The sequence below is a fragment of the Protofrankia symbiont of Coriaria ruscifolia genome, from assembly GCF_900634745.1.
In the GTDB taxonomy this organism is placed as follows: domain Bacteria; phylum Actinomycetota; class Actinomycetes; order Frankiales; family Frankiaceae; genus Protofrankia; species Protofrankia californiensis.
In genome coordinates, this window is record NZ_CAAAFR010000007.1 from 27,190 (window position 1) to 41,098 (window position 13,909).

Below are 13,909 nucleotides of genomic sequence, written 5' to 3' on the forward strand. Positions count from 1 at the left end.
TGGGTGAAGGCCGGCCCACAGGAGGCCCCGCGGGAGACGAGGTGCCTGTGGGGAGCTCCGGGTGGGGCGGATCCCCGGCAGGTTGTGCTCCGGTGGTTGATCCGGATGCCGGGGAACCCGGGTCTGCGCCGGAACCGGGCGCTGGACCGAGACCGGCGGTGGCGTTCGGGACCGTGTCCGTGATCGTGTTCCGCCCCGGAGCCGACCCCCGCCCCGGAGCGGGACCCGCGCCGTGCTGACCTGTTCGCACCACGCCCAGGCGCGGGCGTTGCGCCGGATCCGGGGGAACGGTCCAGTCCGCTATGCCCGCTATGCCCTCAAGGTTCGGGTTCTGAAGGTCCGGCAGCGGTTGCATGACCGCGGCACGGTACTGCACAAACGCCTCCTGCGCGCGGCTCTCCAGGTTGTCGACCAGTTCGAGCTGCTCGCGGACGCGGCGTTCGCCGGCTGGTCCGGCTGCGAGAAGGTCCGACAGGCAGCGGTCGACGGCGCGACGGGCCTGCAGCCAGACGAGGAGCAGCCGGGAGCGCTCCAGGTCTGATGGCGTGTCCACCGAGATGTCTCCCCACTTCCCGCGTTCTACGCAAGTGGCCCTGTGGCCGTCGTTGGTTGCGACTCTCTGTTGTACCAGAGTGCCTTACCCACACCCGTCGCGTGCGTCAGTTCGTGGAACGGGCCCGGGTACGTTGTGGCTGATCCGGACAGGTGTCGCCCTCGCTGTGACTGTCGGTGCCGCGATCGGTGATGCCATCCGGTCCCATACACAGCTGGGACGCCATGACATCCCACGGCTGAGACGTTGCGGCATGTCATGGTTGTCGGGCGGGTCCGGTGTGACCCTCTGGTTCGTCCGTCTCCTGGTGCGGGGGGAGCGGACCCGACGCAGTATCCGGCCGCCCACTGGTGCGGCTCGCCGAGACTAGGTCGCTCACGGAGACCACCACCGGCTCCTCGGCTGCGGAGCGTGCCCGGTTGCCGCGCCACGTTGACCGGGCGGTGGTCAGCTCCTGTCCCCCGCGTTGCAGGATCTCCTCCCAACGTCGTTGCATGGGACGGATAAGTCCGCCGCCCACCCCCACGATCGTCACTCCGGTAACGGTCGCGAGCAGAGCGTAGAGCATCGGTGTTGTCACGGATGTGGCAAGGCCGATCTCGTCCAGGGCGGCCTTGCCAAAACCGATCATGATGATGGCGGCGCTGACGGTCGCCGCCGTCCCGGCGTAGGGCAGGCCGCTGAGGGCGTTCCCGACACATGCACGCGCGGCGGACGCCAGGGTTGCGCCGACCGCAAGGACGACGCACGCGAGTACGGCCTGCGCCAGCAGGAGGACGAGGTCGTGGACGAGGCTGCTCACCGGGTTGATGCCGAACACGCCGAGTGCCAGCTGGAGGAGCACCAGCAGCGCGATGGCGAACGTGATCCGCATGAGGCCGATGCGCAGGTCGGGTGCGGGACGACGGAGCACGCGGGTGAGCCCGCCCCGGTCGAGCAGGTTGTCGGCACCGGCTCGGACCAGGAGACGGTTGACGGCACTGACCAGGCCGCGGGCCGCCAGGCCACCGGCAATCATGATGAACGCGAACGCCCCGATCTTCGGCACGCTCTGGATGACGGATGCCCACGCGTCCGGGACACCCTGATCCCATCCGGCAGCCTGCGGTACCAATAGTCCTCCTCCGTCTAGAGGGCCGAAGGTGGCGCGATCATGTTTTTCGCGCCCGGGGTTCCGCACCGGATCGGTGGTCGAACGACGACTTCTGGAACATGCCGTAAGTCCCCGCAGGGGTGGCCACTAACAGAACACCTCATACACAGCGATCACGTCATGTTGCCACACGATCGCTGAAAGTAGCTTTCGTGTAGTCCGTCCATGGATGCCCGGGACAAATAGGACGCTCGGGCTCGGACGGACAGCCGGCGGGCCAGGGGCGGTTCAGGTCCGGCAGGCCCAGGTCTCAGGCCGTTACTGATTGGCGACCTTCTACTGGCTACTGGTTGGCCTACTGGCTACTGGTTGGCGACCTTCCGGACGATCTGCCTGGCGACCCGGTTCACGACAGCCTGGTCGGGCTCGTCGAACACCCGGCCGACCACGAAGGAGCTCTGGACCTGGCCGGAGAACACGAACATCAGGTCGAACGTCATCGGCACCGCCGGCCCGTCGAGGGTCATCGACACCTTCACCCTGATCAGCGCGGTGACGCCGGCCGGGGGCTTGCGTACCGACGTCGACAGGACCGTGAACGTGCTGCCGTCGGGCAGGTCGGCGGCTTCGGTGTACCCGCGCTTGAGCAGGCTGCCGACGCAGGAGGGGAAGGACGGCTCGGCGGTGATCCGGACTGCCTGCGTTATCACGTCGGCCGGATAGACTGCCGCCACCGAACCCATGAAGACCAGGTTGTCGCTCGTGGAGAAGTATGGCCCCTTGGCCGAGTCCAGCGGCTCGATCCTCGGATCGGTCCCCGGCCTCCCCATGCACGAGGCGAAGCTGGTCATCGCGGCGACGGACAGGGCCCCGCGGTTGTCCAGGGACGTGTTCGCGTTGAAGCCGGCGGTTTCCGGACCCTGGGTCAGCACGTAGTTTCCCGCATGCAGATTCGTACGGGCGGCTGCTGACGCGACCGGGGCCGCCGACTGCTCCGGATCCGTGCTACCGGCAGGCTTCCGCGACCCTCCACAGGCGCTGGCGGCAAGCGCCAGCAGAAGGCCCGCAAGGGTAAGGCCGAGCATCTGGACGCGATAGTGACGCGCTGGCCGGGACGTCTCCATGACCTTCTACCCCCTGGTTGTGGTGGAGCGTTAGGTGGGTTCCCGATTAGTCCAGTATGCACCGATTGCATGGAGTAATATTACTGTCACAGCTAACCGGTGCCGTCCCGTGCTACTGGCTGGGCAGTGCACCACCCGTGAGCGGCCCGGGTGGCCGGGGCGTGCCATCCGATGAATCGTGCCTGACCAGGCGGATGTGAGGATCCGACCGTGATGACCGACTCTTCTCCCGCCGGCACCGGCACCGGCACCCGTAGCGGCAGCGGTGCGGCGCCTTTCGTCCCGCCAGGTGCCGACCTCGCCGGGCTGGCCGCGGCAGCCGCATCCTGCCGGGGCTGTGACCTGGCGGACCTGCCCGACACCCGGACTGTCTTCGGGGAGGGAAATCCGCATGCGCGCCTGGTCCTCGTCGGAGAACAGCCGGGTGACATCGAGGACCAGCGTGGTCGGCCATTCGTCGGGCCCGCCGGCAAGCTGCTCGACCGGGCGCTTGCGGACGCCGGAATCGACCGGGCTGAAGCGTATGTCACGAACGCGGTCAAGCACTTCAGGTACCGCAGGAGTGACGGTCCACGGCGTATCCACCAGACACCGGACGCCCGGCAGATCACTGCCTGCCGGCCATGGCTGGCGGCCGAGCTGAACCGGATCAGGCCGCTGGTCGTCGTCCTGCTCGGCGCGACCGCGGGGCAGGCGCTGCTCGGACCGTCATTCCGGGTGACGAAGATGCGCGGTCGGTTACTGCCCGGGCCGCCCGGGTCGGAAGCCCAGCTGATCGCCACGCTGCATCCGAGCGCGGTGCTGCGGGTCGACCCGGTCACGCGGGACGAGGTCTACGCGGGGTTTGTCCGCGATCTCCAGCTTGCCGAACGCACCCTTGCCGGCATGTCGACCTGAAACGTTGGGCTGATTGGCTGATGCACGTCCGGTACCGGCCGGCGGGAAGCAATCCGTGATCTCGGGTCTGCCGGATCACGGACCGCCGGCACGGTCCGCCTCCCCGGGCAGGCGTCCGCGGTACTGACGGGCGCCCACCCGAGGCGGGCCCAGCGGGTCAGACGACGATCTCCACCGGCGTGCCCAGCGGCAGCAGGCGCGCGAGTCGGGTTATGGCATCGTTGCTCACCCGGATGCAGCCGTGGCTGACATCCTGACCGAGCAGGTTGGGCTGGTTGGTGCCGTGAATACCGATCACCGGCGCTCGTCCCTCGAACGATTCGAGGGTGGTCGAGAAGCCGCTGAGCCCGAACGCATAGGGCCCGTACGCCCCGGCCGGATTACGGGGCTGCAGCAGTTCGGTCAGGTAGAACTTGCCGCCGGGGGTCGGGGTGTCGCCCGTTCCGACGGCGATCGGCTCGTCGAGGACGACCGCCTGCTTGTCATAGACCCGCAACCGGTGATCCTTGCGGGCGACTACCAGACGGTAGCCGGTCTGGCTGGCCTTCACCTGGGCCGCCTTCACCCAGCCGGTGCTGCCGGCGGGCTGGACCGGCAGCAGCACCTGCCACCAGTCGGGCAGTTTCGTCACCACCAGGAAAACCCGCGGGGCGCCGGCTTCGTTCGGGTTGCCCAGATGGGAGGACGGGGTTGTGGCGATCGGCGATTTGTAGATGTCCACCTTGGGGCCCAGCGCGGTCACGATGGTGGACATCCCGTCCGGGTTGACCGATGTCGCGGCAGCGAGTTCGCTGTGGACCGGTTCCGGGATGGACGTGCTCTCGGGCGCCTTCGGCGCGGGAGCCGCCGACCCTGTGCCCCCACCACATCCGGTGAAGGCAATCAACCCGGCGAGGACGAGTAACGGAATCTTCGCGCGTCGGATGGACGGTATGGCCTTGGACAAGGAGGTGGCCTTGGACAAGGAGGCCGACACGGACGTGGATACGGGTGTGCTGCCGGAAGGCGCGGCACCAGCAGGCATACCGGTGGACGATACGGCGTATGCCGCCGCCCCTGGTGCGGGGCGACGGCACACGATCGAACCCAGAATCATCATCCTGTGTAGTAGACCTTGTCCGTGACGACAGCGTCCGCCGGTGTGGAGACCGGTACGGTGGCGGTGCCTGTGTCCGTGGCCTCGGTGGCGGGTGTAGGCGTGCCGGGGCACTCGGCCACGCCGATGGCGGGAATCGCCTTGAGCAGATTACCCGTCACCAGGTCGAACGGGGTGGCCAGGATCGCGTCCACGGCGGAGGAGACGAGGGTGATGACTCCACCGGGCGGAATCTGGCCGGTGTCACCCTTCCGCTTGGTATCGAACCAGCCGAACCCGTAGGTCTTGTCGGAGATGTTCTTCAGCTTCCACTGCGGGCCCTTCGGGCCACAGGTGTGAAGGATCGACAGTGGCTGAGCCACCAGGTCGCCCACCTTGCTCAGATCGATGAGGCCGGTGAGGTCGACCGGTAGACCCGGGACGAGAGTGAGTAGGTTGTGGAGCACGTCCGGCGACAGCTGCGAGACGTCCGGCGGAAGGTTGGTGGGAAGGTTCGGCGGAAGATTGGCGGGGAGGTTCGGTGGAAGGTTGGTGGGAAGGTTCGGCGAAAGATTGGTGGGGGTGTCCGGCTGCTCCGGCACGGACTGCTGGACCGAGTCCGTCACCTGCCCTTTCAGCTGGTCCGTCACCTGGAGGGGTTCTACCCCGCCGTTTGTCGCCCATGCAGCCGGGGCGGTTAGCCCGATCATCATTGACCCGATTGCGCAGGCTAGAGTCAGCCGCGTCCTGCCTAAACGCATTGTGTTTGCCCCCTCAAGGCCTTCGGCGTGCCGGAAGCGGGCCTGTGGCCGCTGTCACAGCAGCGTGTGCGAGGGATGCTACCAACGGATCTCGGGTACTCGCGCGCAGGGTCACGAGTTGTGATCAAAGAAGTAAATAGGTGTCCGGAAATTGTGTTTCTGTAGACTATTCGATTCGTTCGGCCGTCCGGATTATCGATTCGTCCTGGCCGTGAAGCGGCTCTTGGCGGTCTACCTCAAGGACTTCCCTAAAGAATTTCCCGCTGCATAGTGTCTCACGGTGACAGGCGCTCGATGACCCAGCGCCCGCCCGCGTGCAGGTGGCGATGTTCGCCGGTACAACTGTCTTCGCCGGTACAACTGTCTTCGTCATTACTGGTCCAGCGGTAGCGGAGCCGGTCGTGAAGCCGGTCGGGACGTCCCTGCCAGAACTCGACCGTTTCCGGGACGAGCCTTATCCCGCCCCAGAACGCGGGCACCGGGATCTGCTTCGGTTCGGGCCAGTAGGCGTCCAGTTCGGCCCGGCGCCGTTCCAGACGGTCCCGGGAGTCGATCACCTCGGACTGCCGGCTCACCCACGCCCCGAGCTGCGAGCCGCGCGGCCGGGAATGGAAATACGCCGCGGTCTCGACGGGCGACACACCTTCGAGCCTGCCGATGGCGATGATCTGTCGCTCCAGGGCGTACCAGGGGAAAACCAGCGAACCATAAGGGTTCGCGGCGGCCTCCCGTCCCTTTCGGGAACCGAGGTTGGTGAAAAGCGTGAAGCCGCGTTCGTCGAACCCTTTGAGCAGGACGGTCCGGGCGCTGGGCCGGCCTTGGGCGTCCGCGGTCGCGAACACCATCGCGTTCGGCTCGGGCAGCGCAGACCCCGGCTCGGCGGCTACTGCGGACGCCTCCGCGAACCAGCGCGCGAACTGGGCCATCCAGGTGGTGGCGAGGTCGGACTCGTCCAACCCGCCTGCGCTGTAGTGACGCCGTTGGCTTGCGGGATCGGGAACCGGCAGCCGAGCGTGGTTCGGGTAGGCGGACACACGACCGATCGTGTCACCTTCCTACGGCCATCCAAGCGCAGGCTCCTAGACTATTGATCATTAGACCGCGAATCCTCGGAACGCCGGAACACGAGTGATCTTGATGACTGCGAGTGACCGGCGCCACGCCGGGAGGGGCCGTCCTGGCTGGCGAAGCCCGGTCTGCTGGGTAAGTTCGACCGCGCTCGCCGTAGGGGCGGCAGGTGGCGTCCTGCCGGGCTATGGCACCGCTTCCGATGACAGGGCAGGATGCAGGCAGGCAATTGCGCACGATGATACAACCAGCTCACATCAGTTATCGGCTGGCGTTTGGCCTGTCGGGACCCCGCAGCGCTGCCAACGCGACCGGCCGTAGGAGACAGGAAGCGGAGCCCCGGACTTCGATGGCTGAGAAGACAAGTGACTTCAAGCCCGGCCTCGAGGGCGTGATCGCTTTCGAGACCGAGATCGCCGAGCCGGACAGAGAAGGCAGCGCGCTACGATATCGCGGCGTCGACATCGAGGATCTCGTCGGCAAGGTTGATTACGGCCACGTGTGGGGGTTGCTCGTCGACTCCTCGTTCGAGCCCGGTCTGCCGCCGGCGGAACCGTTCCCGCTGCCGGTGCACTCCGGCGACATCCGGGTGGACGTGCAGAGCGCGCTGGCGATGCTGGCTCCCTACTGGGGGTTCGGCCAGCTCATCGACATCTCCGACGCCCAGGCGCGCGACGACCTTGCCCGGGCGTCGGTGGTGGCGCTGTCCTTCGTCGCGCAGGCGGCCCGCGGCCTCGGTCAGCCCGCCGTCCCGCAGAAGGAGGTCGACCGGGCCCGCACGATCACCGAGCGTTTCATGATCCGATGGCGGGGTGAACCGGACCCCAAGCATGTCCAGGCGGTGGACGCCTACTGGGTGTCCGCTGCTGAACACGGCATGAACGCATCCACGTTCACCGCCCGGGTGGTGGCCTCCACCGGCGCGGACGCGGCAGCCGCCCTGTCCTCCGCGGTGGGGGCGCTGTCCGGTCCGCTGCACGGTGGCGCTCCGTCCCGGGTGCTTGCGATGCTGGACGAGGTGGAGGCCACCGGCGACCCGGCCGGATATGTCCGCCGTGCGCTGGATCGCAAGGAACGGCTGATGGGCTTCGGCCACCGTGTGTACCGCGCGGAGGATCCCCGCGCCCGGGTGCTCCGTCGTACGGCGCGTGATCTCGGCTCGAACCGTTACGAGGCGGCCGAGGCGCTGGAGGCGGCTGCCATCGAAGAACTCACGAACCGGTACCCCGACCGGCCGCTGCGGACGAATGTCGAGTTCTGGTCCGCGGTTGTGCTGGACTATGCCGGGGTACCGCCACACATGTTCACGTCCATGTTCACCTGCGCACGTACTGCTGGATGGAGCGCCCACATCCTGGAACAGAAGCGCACCGGACGCCTCATCCGCCCGTCCGCCCGCTACGTCGGCCCGGCCCCCCGGCCGCTCGGAGATGTCCATGTCTGACCAGATCGTCATCCCCGGACATCTGCGTCCGGTCGACGGACGTTTCGGCTGCGGACCGTCCAAGGTCCGCCCCGAAGCGGTGGCCCAGCTTGCCGCCACCGGCACGTCGCTGCTCGGGACGTCGCACCGGCAGAAGCCGGTGCGCGCTCTGGTCGGGCGCATCCGCGCGGGACTGGCCGAACTGTTCTCGCTGCCCGACGGCTACGAGGTGGTGCTCGGCATCGGTGGGGCCACGGCCTTCTGGGACGCGGCCGCCTTCAACCTCGTCCGCGAACGCTCCCAGCACCTGGTGTTCGGGGAGTTCGGCGGCAAGTTCGCCGACACGACAAGGGGCGCGCCGTTCCTGGCCGAGCCGTCGGTCGTCTCCTCGGCACCGGGCAGCCACCCCGAATGGGCACCCGAGCCGGGTGTCGACGTGTACGCGACGCCGCACAACGAGACGTCCACGGGTGTGGCGAAGCCGGTTCGCCGTCCGGTCGGGGCGGACGCGGGCGCGCTGCACCTGGTCGACGCGACGTCGGGCGCGGGTGGTCTGCCTGTCGACCTGTCGCAGGTCGACGCCTATTACTTTGCGCCGCAGAAGAACTTCGCCTCCGACGGCGGCCTGTGGGTGGCGCTGCTGTCCCCCGCGGCGCTGGAGAGGCTGGCCCAGATCGCCGCGTCCGATCGGTGGATCCCGCCGTTCCTGGACCTCACCACCGCCCGGGACAACAGCTCCAAGGACCAGACGTACAACACCCCCGCGGTCGCCACGTTGTTCCTGTTCGCCGACCAGGTCGAGTGGATGCTCGCCCGCGGCGGCCTGGACTGGTGCGTGCGCCGCACGGCCGAGTCCTCGTCGATCCTCTACACCTGGGCGGAGAAGGCGATCTACGCGACGCCGTTCGTCGCCGACCCGGCACAGCGCTCCCAGGTCGTCGTCACGATCGACTTCGAGGGTGTGGACGCGGCCGTGGTCGCAAGCGCTCTGCGCGCGAACGGCATCGTGGACGTGGAGCCGTACCGCAAGCTCGGCCGTAACCAGTTGCGGGTGGCCTGCTTCCCGGCGGTCGAGCCGTCCGACGTCGAGGCGCTCACCGGCGCCGTCGACTACGTGGTCGAACGCCTGTAGCCCACGCAGCCCGCCTTTTCCTCCGGAGGGCCCGCGTTTTCGGCGTTGGTCCTGGAGTGCTCCGCGGAACACTCCAGGACGGCACTTCACCTCCCGCCGGGACCGGGGTGTTGACGATTTCTACCGGTTCTACCGGCGTGGGCGTGTCGGAGCGGCCTGGGCGGCCAGCGCCGCGATCGAGTCGGAGCCGCCGACGAGGTCGGGCGAGCGGTCTTCGCTCAGCGTGTACGCACGCTCGTCGTGGCCGACGTAGAGCTGGCGCGGTCGGGCGATCTTCTGTTCCGGGTCGAGCAGGCCCTCCTCCCACTGGGCGAGCCAGCCCGGCATCCGCCCGACCGCGAACAGCACCGGGAACATCTCCACCGGGAAACCCATCGCCTGGTAGATGATGCCGGTGTAGAAGTCGATGTTCGGGTAGAGCTTCCGCTTGATGAAGTATTCGTCCTCGAGGGCGATCCGCTCCAGTTCCAGGGCCAGATCGAGCAGCGGATTCGTCCCGGTGACCTTGAACACCTCGTCGGCCACCTGACGGATCACGCGGGCGCGTGGGTCGTAGTTCTTGTACACCCGGTGCCCGAAGCCCATCAGCTTCTTCTTGCCTTCTTTGACCTTTTCGATGAAGGCGGGAATGTTCTCCACCGACCCGATGTCGGTGAGCATCCGCAGTACCTGCTCGTTGGCACCGCCGTGCAGCGGGCCGTACAGTGCGGAGATCGCCGCGGCGGCTGCCGAGAAGGGGTCGGCCTGGGAGCTTCCGACTGCGCGCATCGCGTTCGTCGAGCAGTTCTGCTCATGGTCGGCGTGCAGAATGAACAGGACGTCGAGGGCGTGCTCGAGGTTCGGATCCGGCTCGTACTTGAGCTCGGTGGCCTTCCGCATCATGTTCAGGAAGTTGCCGGCATAGGACAGGTCGTTGTCCGGGTAGACGTACGGCAGCCCGATCGAGTGCCGGTAGGAGAAGGCCGCCAAAGTCGTGATCTTCGCGATCAGGCGGACGATCTGCAGCCGCCGCAGTCCGGGATCGGATATCTCCTTGGCGTCCGGGTAGAAGGTCGACAGCGCGCCGACGCTCGACAGCAGCATGCCCATCGGGTGTGCGTCGTGGTGGAACCCGTCGATGAACTTCTTGATCGACTCGTGGACGAGAGTGTGATGTGTGATTTCGCTCTTCCACACCGCCAGCTCCGAGGTCGTGGGCAATTCCCCGGCGAGCAGCAGGTAGGCGACTTCCAGGAAGCTGCTCTTGTCCGCCAGTTCCGTGATCGGAAAGCCGCGGTAGCGCAGGATGCCGGCATCGCCGTCGATAAAGGTGATCGCGCTACGGCAGCTCGCCGTGTTCGTGAAAGCCGGATCGTAGGTCATCAGGCCGAAGTCGCCCTCGTCGACCTTTATCGACCGCAGGGCGTTGGCGCGGATCGCGCCGTTCTCGACCGGGATCTCATAGGTCCGGCCGGTGCGGTTGTCGGTGATGGTCAGAGTACTGACCTGCTCGGTCACGCCGGTCTCCTCTCGCTGTAGCGATCACGTCGGTGTGGTTCATGCCGGGGCCGTGGCGTCGGGGTGTGGACCGCTTGGGCCAGTTCGGCGGTAGGCAACGGTTGTCCCCAAGTCTCGCGGTTGTGGCCACCACACGCCCGTGATCGCTGCCTTCCGCCCGGAATGTCCTACAAAACCCTTTATGTACGGTTCGGTGACGACGCTCCGCGTCTTTATCTCCGGGCACTGTTCGTCGGGGATTCGGTGATGCCCGAGTGGACGCCGGTTGCGTGGACGTCCCTTGCGGGGGACGTCTTCTGCGGGGACACCGCCTGCGGTGGGTGTAGCTCGCGGTGGGCATAGTGGGCCATGGGCCGTGCGGGTACACCGGTTGCCAATGACGGGAGATTGTTCTGTGATCCATGCGCATCTTGGCCGCACCGGAGTGCGGGTGTCCCGGCTGTGCCTGGGCGTGATGAATTTCGGCCCGCTGGTGACCGAGGACGTCTCCAGCGCAGTCATGGACCGGGCGCTGGACGCCGGCATCAACTTCTTTGACACCTCGAATACCCATGGACGGCCCGCCGGCGCCACCGAGAACGCCGACGCGGGCGCCGCCGAGCACGTTGTCGGCGGTTGGCTATCGAGGAGCCGCGGGCGCCGGGATCGGATTGTTCTGGCGACCGGGGTCCACGGGTCCCCGGGTCCGGGTCCGGGCGAGGGGAAGCTGTCCGGGCCCGAGATCCGGCGGTGTTGCGACGAGTCGCTGCGCCGGCTGCGTACCGATCACATCGATCTTCTCCAGATACGCCATGTGGCCCGTGACGCCCCGTGGGAGGAGATCTGGCAGGCCATGGACGTGCTGGTTGCCCAGGGAAAGATCGTTTATGTCGGCTCGTCCGGCCTGGCCGGCTGGGAGATCGCCGCGGGCAACGAGGCCGCGATGCGGCGGCGTTCGCTCGGCCTTGTCAGCGAACAGTGCGACTACAGCGTGCTGGAACGTGCGGTCGAGTCGGAGGTGCTACCGGTCTGCGAGTCCTACGGCGTGGGCGTGATCGGGCGGAGCCCACTGATGGACGCTCTGCTCGACGGCGCGCCGGGTGAGCGGCGCGTGGGCCGGTCCGCGGCAACATCGCCGTCCGTGCACGAACCGTGGCGGCAACGGCTGGAGCAGCGGCTGGAGAAATACCGCCCGCGGTTCGAGGCGTTCGCGGCACTCTGCGAGTCGATCGGTGAACGGCCCGCGGACGTGGCATTCGCCTGGGCGTTGGCCCAGCCGGCGCTGACCGCGGCGACCATCGGCCCGCGGACCGTCGAGCAGCTCACCGGGTCGCTGCGGGCGCTGGAGATCGTTCTCGGTGAGAAGGAACTGGCCGCGCTGGACGAGATCGTTCCCGGGCCCGCCGGACCCACCGGCACCGCGAAAGAAGCATGATCGCGATTCTTGTCGGCCTTCCAACATCCGCTAGCCTTCCAGCGGCCAGGTGGCCGTCGTCTCGTACGGGGGGCCCGCAACAGGGCCGCTGCGCATGAGGGTGAACCCGGTCGCCGTCCACGGCCGGGCGGTGATCCCGGCGAGGCCGTCGACCAACGGTGCCAGATCGGGCTCACCTGTCTGCGGCGGTGAACCGGTGTGACGGCCCTTTGGGCGGGACGACCTGCGGGTCGCGAGCGTGAGGTGTCCCCTCCACACCCGGGAGTCGAGGCCGATCACCCCGGCGTTCCGGGCTGCCCGTGCCACCGCGCGGGCCAGCGGCGCCAGCGGTGGCTCGTCGACCGCCGCGAACAACACTCGAGTCCCGAACCGTCCCCCACCGGCGATAACCACGGGTACCGGCGGATACTCGGAGGCCACCTGCGCCAGCTGCTGGGCGAGTTCGGGCCGGACGGTCGCGGGCACCTCACCGAGGAAGGCGAGCGTGATGTGCCAGCTTTCCGGCGGAGCCCACCGCACGGCCACCGCCAGCCGTGGTTGGTCGGCCCGCAGCCGCTGGACAGCACCGACAAGCGGCTCGACGACATCCTTCGGCGGGAGCAACGCCACGAACATCCGAGCCATGTCCTGCAGATTCTGCATGATAAGCGACCTCTGATTATCGATCCCCACTCCACCATTGAAGGGAATGATGATAATAAGTCGGACAAAAAGATCTCGACCTGTTCGCCTCGGGAGTTTGAGACGGAGTAGTTACGGATAATGCTCCGGGCCCCCGCGGCGGAGGGCACTATCGGTATGTGACAACGGTTCCCGAGTTGGTGGCCCCACGTGACCCGGCAGGCGCACGCGAATGGCGGGAGCGCCGCCGCGACACCCGACGGCTTCTGCCTGACCTGCCCGGCGCGATGGCTTTGGTGACGGATGGCAGCGATCGCACGACCGCACCGGTCCTGCGGGACGCGGGCGTGGACGTGGTCGGCCTGCTCGCGCCCGAACCGCTGGAATCGCTGGCCTGGGCGGCGGAAGCCGAAGCGCCGCGCGCCTATGCGGATCTGGTCGCGATGCTGTCCGACGAGATCGAGGCCGTGTGCATCGAGATGGCGCCACCCGGATCCGACGTGATCGCCCGAAGGTCCGTCGAAGCCGGCCTGCACGTGCTGCTGTCCCGTCCGATGACCGCTGACCCGGACGCATTGCGGGCTGTCGCCGACCTGGCGGAGGAGTCCGACCTCGCGCATGTCGTCGCCATGGATGGCCGGGCCTGGCCGGCGGCCTGGCACGTGCAGGCGTCAATGGCGTCGCTCGGCCGGATTACCCAGGTGACCATGCTCGCGGCTCCGGCGGGACAGTCCGGTCGAGCCGAGATCATCGATCTGGTCGTCCGCTGGTGCGGGGAGGTGCTCGCCGTCTGCGCCAATCCCGACGCCATGCCCGCGGCCAGGCTCACAGCCGACGCACCTGTCACCCTTGCGTTGCTGTCGGCCAGCGGTGCCACGGCGCTGGTCAACGAGCGGCCCGACGGCCGTCTGGAGACGACCACGATCACCATCTGCGGTACCGGGGGACGGATGGTCGTGCAGGGTCGCCGCGTCCTGCGTCAGGACGCGGACGGCACGCGCGACCTGCTGATGCGGGAGGTCCCGGGCATGCGACCCGGTCTGATCGAGGCGACCTACGACGTCGTCCGAGTCACCGAGCTCAACGACCCCGCCCTGGTCCGTGGCGCGACCTTCCACGACCTTCTCACCATCGCCCGGCTGCTGGCGGCCGCCGACGCGTCCGAGGAAAGCGGTCGCTGGGTGGAGTTGTAGGGCCTATCCGGTGTTCCGGTATGGACGGTGTCCCGTTGACGACTCGGACGGCCCCGCT

Annotated in this window: 13 protein-coding genes; 6 read left to right on the plus strand and 7 right to left on the minus strand. The window is 67.7% G+C overall.

Features of this window, described 5'->3' with window-relative positions:
* Positions 1–232: 232 nt before the first annotated feature.
* A complete protein-coding gene (locus tag CV1CTNOD_RS25190) occupies positions 233–541 on the plus strand; it encodes a hypothetical protein (RefSeq protein ID WP_207386079.1) in 309 nt (102 codons plus the stop codon).
* A 268-nt stretch (positions 542–809) separates the two neighbouring features.
* Here the strand turns inward: CV1CTNOD_RS25190 and CV1CTNOD_RS00740 are convergent, their stop codons facing one another.
* Positions 810–1,733, minus strand: a complete 924-nt coding sequence (locus tag CV1CTNOD_RS00740; RefSeq protein ID WP_278043843.1) for a mechanosensitive ion channel family protein — start codon at positions 1,731–1,733, stop codon at positions 810–812.
* Between the two features lie 275 nt (positions 1,734–2,008).
* Entirely contained in the window at positions 2,009–2,770 is a 762-nt protein-coding gene (locus CV1CTNOD_RS00745; protein WP_131784289.1) for a hypothetical protein, read from the minus strand.
* Between the two features lie 213 nt (positions 2,771–2,983).
* On the opposite strand from CV1CTNOD_RS00745, the gene CV1CTNOD_RS00750 reads away from it, so the two are divergent.
* Positions 2,984–3,667: a UdgX family uracil-DNA binding protein gene (locus CV1CTNOD_RS00750; protein ID WP_131784290.1), complete on the plus strand. Its 684-nt coding sequence runs from the start codon at positions 2,984–2,986 to the stop codon at positions 3,665–3,667.
* A 157-nt stretch (positions 3,668–3,824) separates the two neighbouring features.
* On the opposite strand, the gene CV1CTNOD_RS00755 is transcribed toward CV1CTNOD_RS00750, so the two are convergent.
* The 3 genes from CV1CTNOD_RS00755 to pdxH all read right to left on the minus strand — a co-directional run bounded on the left by CV1CTNOD_RS00755 (position 3,825) and on the right by pdxH (position 6,546).
* Positions 3,825–4,613 (minus strand): L,D-transpeptidase, encoded by a 789-nt coding sequence (locus tag CV1CTNOD_RS00755; protein WP_242606249.1) that lies wholly within the window; start codon positions 4,611–4,613, stop codon positions 3,825–3,827.
* 149 nt (positions 4,614–4,762) lie between these two features.
* The gene (locus CV1CTNOD_RS00760) at positions 4,763–5,392 is read right to left on the minus strand and encodes a hypothetical protein (protein WP_131784292.1); all 630 of its coding nucleotides are present in this window, start codon (positions 5,390–5,392) and stop codon (positions 4,763–4,765) included.
* A 386-nt stretch (positions 5,393–5,778) separates the two neighbouring features.
* Positions 5,779–6,546, minus strand: a complete 768-nt coding sequence (gene pdxH / locus CV1CTNOD_RS00765; protein ID WP_131784293.1) for a pyridoxamine 5'-phosphate oxidase — start codon at positions 6,544–6,546, stop codon at positions 5,779–5,781.
* 374 nt (positions 6,547–6,920) lie between these two features.
* Here pdxH and CV1CTNOD_RS00770 point away from each other — a divergent pair, with 374 nt between their 5' ends.
* Both CV1CTNOD_RS00770 and serC read left to right on the plus strand, forming a co-directional pair.
* On the plus strand, positions 6,921–8,015 hold the full coding sequence (locus CV1CTNOD_RS00770; protein WP_131769244.1) for a citrate synthase 2: 1,095 nt from the start codon (positions 6,921–6,923) through the stop codon (positions 8,013–8,015).
* Positions 8,008–9,126, plus strand: coding sequence for a phosphoserine transaminase (serC, locus tag CV1CTNOD_RS00775; protein WP_207386081.1), 1,119 nt, complete (start codon positions 8,008–8,010; stop codon positions 9,124–9,126). The genes CV1CTNOD_RS00770 and serC overlap by 8 nt, the downstream gene beginning before the upstream one ends.
* Positions 9,127–9,255: 129 nt before the next feature.
* Here serC and CV1CTNOD_RS00780 read toward each other — a convergent pair whose 3' ends face one another.
* Positions 9,256–10,623: a citrate synthase gene (locus tag CV1CTNOD_RS00780; RefSeq protein WP_131784295.1), complete on the minus strand. Its 1,368-nt coding sequence runs from the start codon at positions 10,621–10,623 to the stop codon at positions 9,256–9,258.
* 394 nt (positions 10,624–11,017) lie between these two features.
* Here CV1CTNOD_RS00780 and CV1CTNOD_RS00785 point away from each other — a divergent pair, with 394 nt between their 5' ends.
* Positions 11,018–12,037, plus strand: a complete 1,020-nt coding sequence (locus tag CV1CTNOD_RS00785; RefSeq protein WP_131784296.1) for an aldo/keto reductase — start codon at positions 11,018–11,020, stop codon at positions 12,035–12,037.
* A gap of 30 nt (positions 12,038–12,067) precedes the next feature.
* On the opposite strand, the gene thpR is transcribed toward CV1CTNOD_RS00785, so the two are convergent.
* Entirely contained in the window at positions 12,068–12,679 is a 612-nt protein-coding gene (gene thpR, locus CV1CTNOD_RS00790; protein WP_131784297.1) for an RNA 2',3'-cyclic phosphodiesterase, read from the minus strand.
* A gap of 158 nt (positions 12,680–12,837) precedes the next feature.
* Here thpR and CV1CTNOD_RS00795 point away from each other — a divergent pair, with 158 nt between their 5' ends.
* On the plus strand, positions 12,838–13,851 hold the full coding sequence (locus CV1CTNOD_RS00795) for a Gfo/Idh/MocA family oxidoreductase (RefSeq protein ID WP_131784298.1): 1,014 nt from the start codon (positions 12,838–12,840) through the stop codon (positions 13,849–13,851).
* Positions 13,852–13,909 lie beyond the last annotated feature (58 nt).